12 protein-coding genes are annotated in these 14,829 nt (G+C 33.6%); 7 read left to right on the plus strand and 5 right to left on the minus strand.

The genetic code is table 11. The annotated features are described in order from the left end of the window. Positions 1-29 precede the first annotated feature (29 nt). Genes PQ462_RS00460 through PQ462_RS00470 form a run of 3 tightly spaced genes read right to left on the minus strand, consistent with a single transcriptional unit; the run spans position 30 to position 3,343 of the window. Positions 30-1,091 carry a UDP-glucose--hexose-1-phosphate uridylyltransferase gene (locus PQ462_RS00460; protein WP_274251963.1) on the minus strand — a complete coding sequence of 354 codons (1,062 nt, stop codon included), beginning with the start codon at positions 1,089-1,091 and terminating at the stop codon, positions 30-32. A gap of 13 nt (positions 1,092-1,104) precedes the next feature. Beyond that, a complete protein-coding gene (galK, locus tag PQ462_RS00465; RefSeq protein ID WP_274251964.1) occupies positions 1,105-2,265 on the minus strand; it encodes a galactokinase in 1,161 nt (386 codons plus the stop codon). A gap of 22 nt (positions 2,266-2,287) precedes the next feature. Continuing rightward, a complete protein-coding gene (locus tag PQ462_RS00470) occupies positions 2,288-3,343 on the minus strand; it encodes an aldose epimerase family protein (protein WP_274251965.1) in 1,056 nt (351 codons plus the stop codon). Positions 3,344-3,445: 102 nt separating this feature from the next. Here PQ462_RS00470 and PQ462_RS00475 point away from each other — a divergent pair, with 102 nt between their 5' ends. Next, positions 3,446-4,444, plus strand: a complete 999-nt coding sequence (locus PQ462_RS00475) for a GntR family transcriptional regulator (RefSeq protein ID WP_274251966.1) — start codon at positions 3,446-3,448, stop codon at positions 4,442-4,444. 294 nt (positions 4,445-4,738) lie between these two features. Here PQ462_RS00475 and PQ462_RS00480 read toward each other — a convergent pair whose 3' ends face one another. After that, entirely contained in the window at positions 4,739-5,428 is a 690-nt protein-coding gene (locus PQ462_RS00480) for an NUDIX hydrolase (protein ID WP_073408252.1), read from the minus strand. A 562-nt stretch (positions 5,429-5,990) separates the two neighbouring features. Between PQ462_RS00480 and PQ462_RS00485 the strand changes: the two genes are divergently transcribed. From PQ462_RS00485 to PQ462_RS00510, 6 genes are all read left to right on the plus strand, one after another. Further along, complete coding sequence (locus tag PQ462_RS00485; RefSeq protein WP_274251967.1) at positions 5,991-7,535, plus strand: alpha-N-arabinofuranosidase; 1,545 nt, start codon at positions 5,991-5,993, stop codon at positions 7,533-7,535. A 249-nt stretch (positions 7,536-7,784) separates the two neighbouring features. Next, positions 7,785-9,476 carry a ribulokinase gene (locus PQ462_RS00490; RefSeq protein ID WP_274251968.1) on the plus strand — a complete coding sequence of 564 codons (1,692 nt, stop codon included), beginning with the start codon at positions 7,785-7,787 and terminating at the stop codon, positions 9,474-9,476. After that, entirely contained in the window at positions 9,460-10,161 is a 702-nt protein-coding gene (locus tag PQ462_RS00495) for an L-ribulose-5-phosphate 4-epimerase (RefSeq protein ID WP_012023205.1), read from the plus strand. Before PQ462_RS00490 ends, PQ462_RS00495 begins: the two co-directional genes overlap by 17 nt. Positions 10,162-10,346: 185 nt before the next feature. Continuing rightward, on the plus strand, positions 10,347-11,855 hold the full coding sequence (gene araA / locus PQ462_RS00500) for an L-arabinose isomerase (RefSeq protein ID WP_274251969.1): 1,509 nt from the start codon (positions 10,347-10,349) through the stop codon (positions 11,853-11,855). 107 nt (positions 11,856-11,962) lie between these two features. Then, positions 11,963-13,141: an aldose epimerase family protein gene (locus PQ462_RS00505; protein WP_274251970.1), complete on the plus strand. Its 1,179-nt coding sequence runs from the start codon at positions 11,963-11,965 to the stop codon at positions 13,139-13,141. Positions 13,142-13,341: 200 nt separating this feature from the next. Next, positions 13,342-13,800 carry an OsmC family protein gene (locus PQ462_RS00510; protein WP_274251971.1) on the plus strand — a complete coding sequence of 153 codons (459 nt, stop codon included), beginning with the start codon at positions 13,342-13,344 and terminating at the stop codon, positions 13,798-13,800. A gap of 64 nt (positions 13,801-13,864) precedes the next feature. Here PQ462_RS00510 and PQ462_RS00515 read toward each other — a convergent pair whose 3' ends face one another. Next, positions 13,865-14,638 carry a hypothetical protein gene (locus tag PQ462_RS00515; RefSeq protein WP_274251972.1) on the minus strand — a complete coding sequence of 258 codons (774 nt, stop codon included), beginning with the start codon at positions 14,636-14,638 and terminating at the stop codon, positions 13,865-13,867. Positions 14,639-14,829 lie beyond the last annotated feature (191 nt).

Genomic DNA, 14,829 nt, shown 5'->3' on the forward strand with positions numbered 1-14,829 from the left:
TTTAAATTTGACGATTTCATTTTAATTATTTAGCGGATATTAACTTCGTTTTTATAGTGAATATCGGACTGCTGTCTTATAATTTCGGCACTTTTTTCCGGTGTAATATCTCTTTGAGATTCTCCCATCATTTCATATCCAACCATGAATTTTTTTACAGTTGCCGAGCGAAGCAGAGGCGGGTAAAAATGCATGTGAAAATGCCATTCAGGATGATCCAGACCATCTGTTGGAGCCTGATGAATTCCTGATGAATACGGAAATGAAGTACTGAATAAATTATCGTATTTGATAGTTAACTGCTTTAAAATTTTCGCGTAAGCGGTAACTTCTTCAGCATTAAAATCAGTGATTTTGCTGATAGCTTTTTTGCTTACAATCATTGTTTCGTAAGGCCAGATTGCCCAAAACGGAACTAATGCCACAAAATGATCATTTTCGATTACAATTCGGCTTCCTACTCTCAATTCGGCCTGAACATAATCTTCTAATAATGTTCTTTTGTTTTTTTCGTAATATGATTTTAAGCTGTTATGTGTTTTTTCAACCTGAGTTGGCAGCGATGACTGTGCCCAGATCTGCCCATGCGGATGCGGGTTGCTGCACCCCATAACACTTCCTTTATTTTCAAAAATCTGAACGTGATTAATATATTTAATGCTTCCTAATTCTGCGTATTCTTTCTGCCATGTTTTAACAATGTTTTCGATATCAGAAACTTCCATTTCCGGAAGAGTTAAATCATGTCTTGGTGAAAAACATACCACTCTTGAAATTCCCTGTTCAGGTTCTGCCTTAAAAAAAGTATGTTTAATATCTTCCTCAAAAATGATTTCCTCTTGTTTTAAAGCGGCAAAATCATTGTCGAACACAAAACTGTTTTTGTAAGCCGGATTATTTACTCCGTTTGCACGAACATTTCCGGGGCATAAATAACAGTTTGGATCATGTTTTGGAAGTGTTTCGGCAGAAATCACCTCGTTTTGTCCCTGCCAAGGGCGTTTTGCACGATGAGGTGAAACCAAAACCCATTCATTAATTAAAGGATTAAAACGTCTGTGTGGATCTTCGTTAATGTCAAAATTTTTCATTGGTTGGTTGGTATTAAAGTAATGTTGTTCCGTTTGAGACTTTTACGTCATAAAATTTTAATTCAATCCCAAATGTATCTAAATAAAGATTCGAAAACTTACGTTTTACCTCATTTTCATGACCTTTTTTAATTAAATTTATGGTGCAGCCGCCAAAACCGCCTCCCATAACACGAGAACCAATGATATTTTCATCTGCTTTTGCAGTGTCTACAAGCATGTCTAATTCAGCACAGCTAACCTCATATTCCTGAGATAAACCATAATGAGTTTCAAAAAGCAATTGTCCTAAAAGTTCTATATCGCCATTGTCAAGAGCTTCGCACGCTCTTATAACACGGTTAATTTCTTTTACAACAAAATGAACTCTTTTAAAAACCGTTGGATTCATTTTATCCTGTATGCTTAAAAGCTGTTCTTCAGAGCAGTCTCTAAAACTTTTAACTTCAGGAAAATTCTCTTTAATAACGGCTAATCCCTGTTCGCACTCTATTCTGCGCGTGTTGTATTCAGATGTAAAAAGAGAATGTTTAACATTGCTGTCAAATAAAATAAGTGCATAATCTTTAAAATCAGCATTATGATATTCAAAATCCAAAGTATTGCAGTCTAATTTTATTACTTTGTTTTCGATGCCGTGAACACTCGAAAACTGATCCATTATACCGCAGTTAATCCCTACCCAGTGTTCTGCTTTTTGTCCTAATAATGCTATGTCAACTTTTTCAATTTTTAAATCAAAAAGCTGTTTAATTCCGAAGATCATGCCGCATTCTAAAGCTGCCGAAGATGATAAACCGGAACCAACCGGAATGTTGCTGCTAAAAACACAATTAAATCCTTCAAAAATAAATTCCTTGTCTTGTAACTGTTTAATAACGCCGCGAATATAATTTGTCCAGACAGTATCGCTTAGTTTTACTTCCTCGGTTAAATCAATTTCAAAATCTTCATTTAAATCAATTGCAAATATTTTTGATTTTTTTGAATTGTTTTTTTCAAATGCAAAACAAATTACTTTGTCGATTGCAGCCGGCAGAACAAATCCGTCGTTGTAGTCAATATGTTCTCCAATAATGTTGATTCTTCCTGGAGAAAGCACCACTTTTTCTGGTTTAGAACCAAAAGACTTTTCAAAAAAAGCAGTAGTATTTTGTATTAAAATATCATTCATTATAAATTGTAATTGGTTGGTTTTAGTTGATATTTTCGAATTTATAAACGGTTTCCTGAATATATTCTCTGCCTTTCTTTAAAACTGAATCAGGAAAATGTGCCTGATTTGGGGCATCTGGAAAATTTTGAGTTTCAAAACAAATACCGCTTGTTTTATGGTAAACAGCATCGTTTTTTCCTTTCAAAATATCAAAACAGTTTCCGCCTACATATATATGTACACTTGGCTGATTTGTAAAAACACTCATTTTTAAATTATTTTTTGAGCTCAATAACGTTGCTGCAACTGTATCTGTCTGGTTTATAACAAACGAATTATCTATAGAAGCCGGACATTTTTTTTCTGCTCTAAAATCAAAATCATGATTTGTAAGTGCTGTAAAATTTCCGGTTGGAATATTTTCATGATGCGTTTCCAGCATTTTATCGGCATTAATAAAAACCTTTTGATCTAAAACACTTGTATTGTGTCCGTCAAGGTTAAAATAACTGTGATGCGTTAAATTTATAATAGTGTCTTCTGTAGAAACAGCTTTATAATTTAATTTCAACTCATTTTCTTCTGTAAGTGTATAGGTCAAATCAACGTATAATTCTCCCGGATAATTTTCATCCAGATTTTCACTTAACAGACTAAAAGTTATCGACGGATTTTCACCTAAGTTTTGATTTGTTACATTCCATACTTTTCTTCCAAAACCTATATTACCGCCATGAAGCGAGTTTCCGTTATTGTTTTTGTTTAATTCGTACGTTTTTCCATTTAAAGTAAAAATCCCATTATGGATTCGTCCAGCATAACGTCCTACAGTTGTTCCGAAATAAGGCGCACTTGGCAGATAATACGATTCTAAATACGAAGAAAGAGAGTCGAACCCTAACACTACATCAACAATTTTTCCTTCAGAAGTTGGAATTTCTAATGAAGTTACGGTTGCTCCATAATTTATAATCGTAACCTTCATTCCCTTTTTATTCGATAATTCGAAAGAGTGAATTTCTCGGTTATCTGGCATGAAACCAAAAGATTTAGAATTAGAAGTTTCCTTTAAATGCGATTTATGTTTTATTTCCATACAAATTTTACCAAAAGTGAAAATTCAAAAATAGAAACATTCTTTGTTTTTACATACCAGTACCTACCAGTTTTTGTATATTGCACAAAATTCTATTTACAGATGAATATTATTTCGATCCAAAATAACATTGGCCTGCCAAAATATAAGCAGATTATTCTTTCAATAGAAAAAGCAATCGAAGAAGAAAAATTGGTTAAAGGCGACCGCCTTCCGTCAGTAAACAAAGTCTGCCTTGCTTTTTCATTGTCGCGCGATACCGTTTTGCTGGCATATGATGAACTAAAAAAAAGAGGCATCATTTATGCCATTCCAGGAAAGGGATATTACGTTAAAAGCGTTGAAATCACTATAAAGCAGAAGATTTTTTTACTTTTTGATGAGTTGAATATTTTTAAAGAAGACATTTATAATTCGTTTTTAAATAATATTGGCAAAAATGTTCAGGTAGATATTTTCTTTCATCATTTTAACAGTCAGGTTTTTCAAAAGCTGTTAAACGACAGCAATGGAAATTATACTAAGTATATCCTGATGCCTACAAATCTGCAGGATATTGTTTCTTCAATAAAAACCCTACCAGTAGGTGATGTTATTATTCTTGATCAGACCAATCCAGATCTTAAAGCTTATCCTGCCATTTATCAAAACCATCAAAAAGATATTTTTGAAGGATTGCAAAAAGGAAATAAAAGATTAAGCAAATACAAAAAACTGATTTTAATTTTCCCCGGATTTCGTGAACCGCTTGGAATGAAATTGGGCTTTGAAGATTTTTGTACTCAATATAATTTTGAATCTGAAATTATAACTGAATTTACGAACAGAGAAATTACTGCCGGAGATTTATACATAATACCCAATGATCGTGATTTGGTTAGGGTAATTGAAAACGCCCGCGATCAGAATTTGAAACTCGGATCTGATTTTGGAATTATATCCTATAATGAAACACCGCTCAAAAAAATCGCTGCAAGCGGAATTACAACTATTTCAACTCATTTTGAAGCAATGGGAAAAATTCTGGCAGAGATGGTTTTAAAAAATAAAAAAGAGCAGATAGAAAATAAGTCTTCATTGATAATGCGAAACTCTTTGTAAAGAATTGACAAAGAATTTTGCTTACAAACGAACTATATCACAAGCAAAGCGGTTTTTGTTTAAAAAATCTTTTATTTATTAATTAAAAAAATAAAGATGTTATTTCTTGTTTTTGAATGTTTATTTTGCTTACATTTGCAAATGTAAATTTTACACTTATTAATGTTTCAGCGATTAGTGTTCATAATGATCGCTTCAACAAGGTTAAAAGATAATAATTTTGTTTATTTTTTTTAATAGTAGTTTTATTGAAGAAAAAACCCTGAAAGTTGTGGATTTCAGGGTTTTGTTTTTTTATAAGTTAAGAGAAAAATTATTTAAAAGTTTCTCTTCATATTTTTCTTTATTAAAAGTATACAGGTAAGATCCTTTTCTGGACGACTGCATATCTTTTTCTTCAAGCTTATTTAGAATTTCAAGAGAATTTATTTTACTGATGAAATTTCTTTTATCTAATTCTTTGCTTAAAATAGCTTCGTATAATTCTAAAAGCTGGCGCATAGTGAATTTTTCGGGAAGCAGTTCGAACCCAATTGGTTTTATTGAAGTTTTGTATCGAAGTCTCTTAATTGCATTATCGACCATTTCGTTGTGGTCAAAAATTAGGTTTGGTGCATCGTTAATAGGGAACCATTCTGCATGATAATTTCTAATTAATTCTGCATTGTGATTTTCGATATTAATTAAAGCAAAATACGAAACCGAAATAGTTCTTTCTACCGGGTCACGGTCAATTTCACTGTAAGCATACAACTGCTCCATATAAATATCGTTAAGACCGGTATATGTATTTAAAATTCTAATAGCTGCATCATCTAAAACTTCGTCACGCTTTAAAAAACCTCCAATCAAAGACCATTTCCCCTTTTCAGGTTCAAAATCCCTTTTAATTAAAAGTATCTTTAGGCCTTCACTGTCGAATCCGAAAATAATACAATCTACCGCTAGTAAAACCTTATCGGCAGAGCTATAACTGTTTAGCATACTCAATATTTTATTGGTAAAGATATAAACTTCCTAAATTGTTTCATAATTCAATAATGTAAATTTTACACTTATGTAAATATACTTATAAAAACACGAAAGCTTTAACAATCGAATCCGGCAATTTTAAAAACACCTTGGTTTTCTTTTTTTCTTACAAAATCAAATGCCGAAATCCGAATCAAAGGTAAAAACATTTTAAAGAGAATTGATATGCGTCTTATAATTTTTATTTTAGTAAAATTCTGCCTCTTTAAAATGTTATAAAAGGATTGTTCTTTAAGGTTTTTTGTAGAATTTGTAATTTTTAAACTTTTTATTATTGTTAATTGAAAGTTTAAAAACCGTTATAAACAAACGGTTTTTAAAATCATAATTGCGAAATCTGTTTTTTGCAACCAGTTGTTTTGTGATTTTTATTTGTTTAAGAGACTTTTTTTTACTTAAATTTACAAATGTCAAATAAACACTTATTTGAAAAATTTAAGAAATAAAAAATCATAAACTAAAAAAACTAACACCAACCTGCTGATTTTCTAAACGTCACTAACCACGATAGACTATGAAAAAAACACTACTACTATTGTTTGTTACAATTTGTATACAGACAATTTCTGCGCAGACAGAACCAATAGTTATTACTATAAAAAATGATCCTGCCGCACCAACCATCAATAAAAATATTTACGGTCATTTTGCTGAACATTTAGGACGCTGTATATATGGCGGATTTTTTGTTGGCGATACTTCTAAAATTCCAAATACAAACGGAGTGAGAAATGATGTTATTAAAGCCTTAAAAGATTTAAAAATTCCAAATTTAAGATGGCCTGGAGGCTGTTTTGCCGATACCTATCACTGGAAAGATGGAATTGGTCCAAAAGAGCAGAGACCTACCATTGTAAATCAATGGTGGGGAGGTGTAACAGAAGATAATAGTTTTGGAACTCACGACTTTTTAAATCTATGCGAAGTTCTGGGAGCTGAACCTTATTTATCCGGCAATGTAGGAAGTGGAACAGTTCAGGAATTTGCCGATTGGATTCAGTATGCCAATTTTGGAGGCAAAAGTCCAATGAGCGATCTGCGTAAAAAAAATGGAAGAACAGAACCATGGAAAGTTAAATTCTGGGGAATTGGAAATGAAGCCTGGGGCTGCGGCGGTAACATGACCGCAGAATATTATGCAAACGAATACCGCAAGTTTGCCACTTTTATGGCAGACTGGAATAATACAGGCGGTATAAATCGTATTGCTTCGGGAGCCAACAGCAGTGACTATAACTGGACCGAAGTTTTAATGAAAAATATTCCGCTTAATATGCTTGGCGGTGTTGGTGTTCATCATTATTCTGTAATTGACTGGAATAAAAAAGGAGATGCGGTTAATTTTTCTGAAGAGCAATATTTTAAAACCATGAAAGAGGCTTTAAAAATGGAAGAACTCGTAACCAAGCATGCTGCAGTAATGGATAAATACGATCCTGAGAAAAAAGTAGCCATGGTAGTTGATGAATGGGGCGGATGGTATGATGTAGAAAAAGGAACAAATCCGGGATTTTTATATCAGCAAAATACCATTCGCGATGCAGTTTTGGCCGGAGCAACACTTAATATTTTTAATAATCATGCAGACAGGGTTCGAATGGCAAATTTGGCTCAGTGCGTAAACGTGCTTCAAGCTGTAATCCTGACCGATAAAACTAAAATGATTTTAACGCCAACCTATCACGTTATGCAAATGTACAATGTACATCAGGAAGCGAAACTGCTGCCAATAAATTTCAGTTCGCCATTATATACATTTAAAGATCAAACGCTTCCGGCAGTTTCGGCTTCGGCTTCAAAAGATAAAAACGGTGTTGTACATATTTCATTGGTAAATGTGGATGCAAAAAGTAAACACAAAATCGAAATTGATACGAAAGATTTGGGTGTGAAAAATTTTACTGCCCATATTATTACTTCATCGAAATTGCAGGATTTTAATTCTTTTGAGAATCCAAATAAAATCAGTCCTGCAGCATTTAAAGATTTTGATATGAAAAAAGGAAAATTAGAAATCAATTTACCTCCTTTTTCAGTTTTGGTTTTAGAAGGAAAATAAGTTAAAAAAAGAGAAAAAATCATATAAAATATAGTTAGAAAAGCAGGCTGCATTTTACCGTTTTAAGCATAAAGATGAAATAATCGCATTAAAATAAATGTTATTTAAACGTTTATTTTTTCTTTGAACCATAAAACGCTGTTTTAGTGCAATATCTGCAAAAAAATCTCATAGCTTTTTTGTTAAGTGTTTTTTGTACACTTATAATATTTTATAAGTATATTTGTCACCATTAAAAATAAATTTCGAATGAAAAATTATGTCATAGGATTAGACTACGGAACAGATTCTGTTCGTGCGGTTCTTATAGATACTGAAAATGGGCAGGAATTGGCATCCAATGTTTCTCATTACAAAAGATGGAAAAATAAGCAGTATTGCGACGCATCCATAAATCAATTTCGTCAGCATCCTTTAGATCATATCGAGGGCTTAGAAATTACGATTCAAACCGTTATTAAAGAAAGCAAAGTTGATCCAAAACTAGTACGAGGAATTTGTATTGATACAACAGGATCTTCTCCGGTTCCGGTTACTAAAGATGGAACACCGCTTGCTTTAACAAAAGGTTTTGAAGAAAATCCAAATGCCATGATGGTGTTATGGAAAGATCATACAGCAATAAATGAAGCAAACGAAATCAATGAACTGGCGGTAAGCTGGGGCGGAGAAGACGTAACAAAATATGTTGGAGGAATTTATTCTTCTGAATGGTTTTGGGCAAAAATTCTTCATATCACAAGACAAGATGAAGCAGTTAGAAATGCAGCACACACCTGGATGGAGCACTGCGATTTAATGACGTATTTGTTAATTGAAGATAAAGATTTAAAAACATTCAAAAGAAGCCGTTGTGCAGCAGGACATAAAGCAATGTGGCACACAGACTGGAACGGATTACCGCCAGTTGATTTTTTAGAAAAATTACATCCGTATTTAGCGCAGCTTCGCGGTAACTTATATGATGAAACGTATACATCAGATTTATCAGCAGGAAAACTAAGTCAGGAATGGGCAGATCGTTTAGGACTTTCTACAGAAACAGTTGTGGCTGTTGGAACTTTTGACGCGCACTCAGGAGCAGTTGGAGCTAAAATCGAAGAAAATACTTTAGTCCGCGTTATGGGAACTTCAACTTGTGATATTCTGGTTGGTTCTTATGATGAAGTGGGAACAAAAACCGTTCGCGGAATTTGCGGACAAGTTGACGGTTCTGTTATTCCGGGCTTTATTGGTCTTGAAGCAGGACAATCTGCTTTTGGAGATTTATTGGCTTGGTACAAAGAACTTTTAATGTGGCCAACAGAACATTTATTAGAAACTTCTTCTGTTTTAAATGATGCTCAAAAAGAACAGTTAAGAGAAGAATTTAGTGATAAATTAATTGTTGAATTGACAAAAGAAGCAGAGAAAATTCCAGTTTCGGAAAGTCTTCCAATTGCTTTAGATTGGATTAATGGGCGACGAACTCCAGATGCTAATCAGGAATTAAAAAGTGCCATTTCGAACCTTTCTTTAGGAACAAAAGCGCCTCATATTTTTAAAGCATTGGTAAACGCAATCTGTTTTGGAGCGAAGAAAATTGTAGACCGTTTTGAAGAAGAAGGTGTAAAAATCGACAGCGTGATCGGAATTGGCGGTGTGGCGAGAAAATCTCCTTTCATCATGCAGACTTTGGCAAATGTTTTAAACAAGCCGATAAAAATTGCCGCTTCAGACCAGACTCCGGCTTTAGGTGCTGCAATTTACGCAGCGGTTGCAGCAGGAATTTATCCAAACGTAATCGAAGCAAGCCAGAAAATAGGAAGCGATTTCGACGGAGAATATTTTCCTCAGACAGATAAAGTAGAAGCGTATCATAAACTGCTTTTAGCTTACGAACAATTAAGTGCTTTTGCAGATCCAAACCTTAAAATATCGCAGCATGAGTTCTCTTTATAAAGATTTAAAACAAGAGTGTTATGAAGCCAATATGCAGTTAAATGCATTGAATTTGGTAGTGTACACTTTTGGAAATGTAAGTGCCGTAGACAGAAAAAATGGTGTTTTTGCTATTAAACCAAGTGGTGTTCCTTACGAAGATTTAAAACCGGAAGATATTGTAATTGTCGATTTTGACAACAATGTAATCGAAGGTACAATGCGTCCGTCATCAGACACTAAAACGCATGCTTATTTATACAAACACTGGCCAAATATTGGAGGAGTTGCACATACACACGCAACCTATTCTGTAGCTTGGGCACAATCTCAATTGGATATTCCAATTTTTGGGACAACGCATGCCGATCATTTAACAGCTGATATTCCGTGCGCACCGCCAATGGCAGATTCTCTGATCGAAGGAAACTACGAACATAATACCGGAATTCAGATTCTGGATTGTTTCAAAGAAAAAAATCTTTCTTATGAAGAAGTAGAAATGATTTTGATTGGAAATCACGGTCCATTTGCATGGGGCAAAAATGCGGCAAAAGCGGTTTACAACAGTAAAGTTTTAGAAGTTGTGGCAGAAATGGCATACCTGACTTTACAAATAAATCCAAACGCACCAAGATTAAAAGATTCATTAATAAAGAAACATTACAACCGTAAACACGGAAAAGATTCGTATTACGGACAGTAAGGATTTTGTTTCAGGTTTTCTTTGTTTCAAGTTTCAAGTTGTTGGAACGTGAAACTTGACTCGAAGCTGAAAGCTGAATTGGCGAAGCAAACGTGAAACAAACAAAACAAAAACAATAATATAACAAATCTAGTTTTCAGATTCCAACAACTTGAAACCTGAAACTTGAAACAAAAAATAACAAAATGATTGACATTTCTCAAAAAGAAGTATGGTTTGTAGTAGGAAGCCAGGAATTATACGGTGAAGAAACACTAAGAAAAGTAGCAGAACATTCACAAATTATTGCAAAAGGATTAGACGCTTCGTCTTCAATTCCAGTAAAAGTGGTTTATAAAGATGTGGTGAAATCGCCTTCGCAAATTTTAGACGTATGTTTGGCAGCGAATTCTGCTAAAAACTGTATCGGAATTATTGCCTGGATGCATACTTTTTCGCCAGCAAAAATGTGGATTGGCGGCTTAAATATCCTTAAAAAACCATTATGTCATTTACATACACAATATAATGCTGAAATTCCGTGGGGAAGTATCGACATGGATTTTATGAACTTAAACCAATCTGCTCACGGAGATCGTGAATTTGGTTTCATCATGTCTAGATTACGTAAAAAACGTAAAGTTGTTGTGGGACATTGGGAAGATCAAAGAGTTCAAAAACAATTAGGAATCTGGTCAAGAGTTGTTCTTGGATGGGACGAACTTCAAAACCTAAAAGTAGCTCGTATTGGAGACAATATGCGTGAAGTTGCCGTAACAGAAGGTGATAAAGTGGAAGCTCAAATTCGTTTTGGCGTTTCAGTAAACGGATACGATTCTTCAGATGTTACCAAACATATCGAGAAAGTAACAGAAAAAGAATTAAACGATTTATTAGCTGTTTACCAACAATCATATACTTTAACCGATTCTTTAAAAGAAGGAGGAGCACAAAGAAGTTCTTTAGTAGAAGCAGCAAAAATCGAATTAGGATTAAGAGCTTTCCTTGAAGAAGGAGGATTTGGCGCTTTTACAGATACTTTTGAAAACCTTGGAGTGTGGAAACAATTGCCGGGAATTGCAACACAAAGATTAATGGCCGATGGTTATGGTTTTGGCGGCGAAGGGGACTGGAAAACAGCTGCAATGGTTAGAGCTTTAAAAGTAATGTGTATTGGTCTTGAAGGAGGAACTTCTTTCATGGAAGACTATACGTACCATTTCACACCTCAAAAATCTTATGTTTTAGGATCGCACATGTTGGAAATATGTCCATCTATTGCCGACGGAAAACCTTCTTGTGAAGTGCATCCGTTAGGAATTGGCGGAAAAGAAGATCCAGCTCGTTTGGTATTTAATTCGCCTGCAGGTGATGCAATCAACGTTTCTTTGGTTGATATGGGAACTCGTTTCCGTTTAATTGTAAACGAAGTGGAAGCAGTTAAACCAATGGCAGAATTACCAAAACTTCCTGTAGCACGCGTTCTTTGGGATTGTAAACCAAATTTAGAAGTTGCAGCAACAGCCTGGATTCTTGCGGGTGGAGCACACCACACCGTTTACAGCCAGTCATTAACAACAGAATACATGGAAGATTTCGCAGATATTGCCGGAATTGAGTTATTAGTTATAGACGAAAAAACAACCGTAAGAGAGTTTAAAGATAAGATTAATGCTAACGAAGCGTATTTCCATTTGTTTCAGCATGGACTTTAAATTAGTCAAAAGCCGAAAGTCATAAAGTCCGAAAGTTTTAGTTACTTTGGAGAAAAGACTTTAAGACTTTTGACTTTAAGACTTTACTAACTTAAAAATTATCATTTATGAATGTATTAAAACGTTGTATTTTTGGAATCGGCCTGTTAAGTCTGGCTTTGGTTTCAGTTCAATGCAAAAACGATAAAAAAATGGATTCGACAGTTTCAGATCAAAAAGCAGCAGTAACAATTGAAAAATCTTCTTATGGAACAACTTCAAAAGGAGAAAAAGTAGATAGTTATAAATTGAAAAACCAAAATGGGATGGAAGTTGATATCATCACTTTTGGCGGAAGAATTACAGATTTAAAAGTACCAAATAAAGAGGGTGTTTCAGAAAATGTTGTAATCGGATTTAGTTCTTTGGCACAATACGAAAAAGAAAACCCGTTTTTTGGAGCTTTAATTGGAAGATACGGAAACAGAATTGCTAAAGGTAAATTTACTTTAGAAGGAAAAGAATATCAATTAGCCATCAACAATGCACCAAATGCTTTACATGGTGGACCGCAGGGATATTTTAATGTGGTTTGGAAAGCAGATGAGGTTAAATCTGGCGAAACGGCAACTTTAAAACTTTCGTATTTAAGTAAAGATATGGAAGAAGGATATCCGGGAAACCTTAAAGTTTTTGTGACTTATACATTAACAAATGATAATCAGTTAGAGGTTTTATATGAAGCGACGACTGATAAAACAACGGTTGTGAATTTAACACAGCATTCATATTTCAATTTATCAGGAGATTTTACAAAAACAATCTTAGATCACGAATTGACTTTAAATGCAGATAAAATTGTTCCGGTTGATGCTACTTTAATTCCAACAGGAAAATTAGAAGATGTTGCTAATACACCTTTCGATTTTAGAAAACCAAAGTTAATTGGAAAAGATATCGAAGCTAAAAACGAACAATTAGAAAAAGGAAAAGGTTACGATCATTGCTGGGTATTAAATAATCCGGAAAAAGGAAAAACAATTATTGCAAAAGTGTACCACGCACCAAGCGGAAGAGTTTTGGAAGTAACAACTGATGAGCCTGGAATTCAGTTTTACTCAGGAAATTTCCTTGACGGAACTTTGCCAACGCCAAACGGAGGAACTTTTGCTCACAGAACAGGATTGTGTCTGGAAACAGAACACTATCCGGATTCTCCAAACCAGAAAAATTTCCCAACAACGGTTTTAAACCCGGGAGAAAATTATAAAACTAAAACTACTTTTAAATTCTCGGTAAAAAAATAGTTTTAGAATTTGTTTATTAGTTCAATTCTCTATGAAACCTCGAAAAGTAAGACTTTCGAGGTTTTTTGTTTTTAAGTGTTTAGGTAAGCCAGCTTATTTAAATCTCGCAAAGTCGCAGAATCGCCAAGTTTTATTTTCTTTGCGTCTTCGCGGCTTTGCAAAATTAATTCATTTACAGCTTAAAATCTTAACTTAGCAAAATGAAACATTTATTCAAAGCTCAATTAAACTGGACTTCAAAAAAAACAGAAGATTCTTCTAAAAGATTCTACAGCAAAACCCATCAAATCAAAATTGAAGGAAAACCAATTTTAGAAGTTTCAGCAGCAAAAGCATTCAAAGGAGATCCGGAGTTATATAATCCGGAAGATTTATTGTTAAGCAGTTTAGTTTCCTGCCACATGATGTCATATTTATATGTATGTTCTCAAAATGGAATAGAAGTTCTTGAATATTCAGACAACGCAGAAGCAACTTTAGAAGTAAATCCATACGGAAGCGGGCATTTTGTTGAGGTTAGATTATATCCAAAAGTTACAATTGTAAACTCAGACAAAGTGAATCTAGCTTTAGAACTGCATTTTAAAGCGAATCAATTGTGTTTTATTGCTAATTCATGCAATTTTCCTATTTTGCATGAGGCGAGTTGTGGGATTTGAATTAAATTCCAAAATAAGAATCCCAAGACATAACTAGTTAAGTTTGTTGCTCTAGCTTTTTTTATTAAGTGTATTCAAAGCAAATTACAGCCTTTTTAATGTTTTCATCGTAAAATAAATAAATCTGATCTGCTGCATCTTTTTGAAAATCATATCCTTCAATACAGCCTATGTAATTTATAATATTTCCATCTGGCTTAATAGGCGTATCGATAAGATTTTCTCCTGAATATTCACAATCAGTTAAAGGACGATTGTCGACATTAATTTCAGTTATTATTCCATTTATTTTTTCATTTATTCGATCTGATAAATAGTCAGAATGTTCGTCTTTTTGTAAATCCTCAGGAGTAAGTTTCAGTAGCCTTTCTAATTTTCTAATTCCTTGAACGGTCAAACCAGGTCTTTCAAAAACACGATCATACAATTTCCCATATTTTTTATAATATGATTTCTTTAATAAATACATAGCATTATTAAAATTAAACTGGATTTCTTTGTCGGTATATTCCAGATGATAATTTTCAGGTAGAATTTTAGTGGAGACAGTAAAATATTCCCAGTTTGCGTCAAACTTATATTTACCATCAATAACATCAAATCCAAGCATATCACTTTTGGTATAATCAGTATGATAAGACGTTGTATTCTCACCAACTCTACCATCGTAAATTTCTTTTACAGATATAAAATGTAGCCATTGATCTTTATCTTCTGAAAGAAATCCCAGATTAATAGAACATAATGGTAGAAAGTATTTTTTATGATTTTCTAAATCATCATAAAAAACATCTTCATATTCAGGGAAAATTTTAATAAAGTTTTCAGGTATTTCCATTTTATGCAATTTTGAATTGCAAAGATATTTGTTTGGGTATAAATCTTACAAATAAATCATGTCTAATTTTCAAAAAAGATTGTTTGGATGATAATTTAAGCTATAAACCAAAAGAACTCTATACATTAAGAAGGGTTTTTTGTATTCAGAATTGAATAGGTACAGCTTTCATTCATGTAATCTTGCTGCTT

This window comes from Flavobacterium sp. KACC 22758 (genome assembly GCF_028736135.1).
Lineage (GTDB): Bacteria > Bacteroidota > Bacteroidia > Flavobacteriales > Flavobacteriaceae > Flavobacterium > Flavobacterium johnsoniae.

Excerpts from the sequence above, each read along its gene's own strand:
- araA (WP_274251969.1), top strand. The coding sequence starts at position 10,347 with ATGATTGACATTTCTCAAAAAGAAGTATGGTTTGTAGTAGGAAGCCAG.
- PQ462_RS00515 (WP_274251972.1), bottom strand. The coding sequence starts at position 14,638 with ATGGAAATACCTGAAAACTTTATTAAAATTTTCCCTGAATATGAAGAT.
- PQ462_RS00485 (WP_274251967.1), top strand. The coding sequence starts at position 5,991 with ATGAAAAAAACACTACTACTATTGTTTGTTACAATTTGTATACAGACA.
- PQ462_RS00480 (WP_073408252.1), bottom strand. The coding sequence starts at position 5,428 with ATGCTAAACAGTTATAGCTCTGCCGATAAGGTTTTACTAGCGGTAGAT.
- galK (WP_274251964.1), bottom strand. The coding sequence starts at position 2,265 with ATGAATGATATTTTAATACAAAATACTACTGCTTTTTTTGAAAAGTCT.
- PQ462_RS00490 (WP_274251968.1), top strand. The coding sequence starts at position 7,785 with ATGAAAAATTATGTCATAGGATTAGACTACGGAACAGATTCTGTTCGT.
- PQ462_RS00470 (WP_274251965.1), bottom strand. The coding sequence starts at position 3,343 with ATGGAAATAAAACATAAATCGCATTTAAAGGAAACTTCTAATTCTAAA.
- PQ462_RS00475 (WP_274251966.1), top strand. The coding sequence starts at position 3,446 with ATGAATATTATTTCGATCCAAAATAACATTGGCCTGCCAAAATATAAG.
- PQ462_RS00510 (WP_274251971.1), top strand. The coding sequence starts at position 13,342 with ATGAAACATTTATTCAAAGCTCAATTAAACTGGACTTCAAAAAAAACA.
- PQ462_RS00505 (WP_274251970.1), top strand. The coding sequence starts at position 11,963 with ATGAATGTATTAAAACGTTGTATTTTTGGAATCGGCCTGTTAAGTCTG.
- PQ462_RS00460 (WP_274251963.1), bottom strand. The coding sequence starts at position 1,091 with ATGAAAAATTTTGACATTAACGAAGATCCACACAGACGTTTTAATCCT.
- PQ462_RS00495 (WP_012023205.1), top strand. The coding sequence starts at position 9,460 with ATGAGTTCTCTTTATAAAGATTTAAAACAAGAGTGTTATGAAGCCAAT.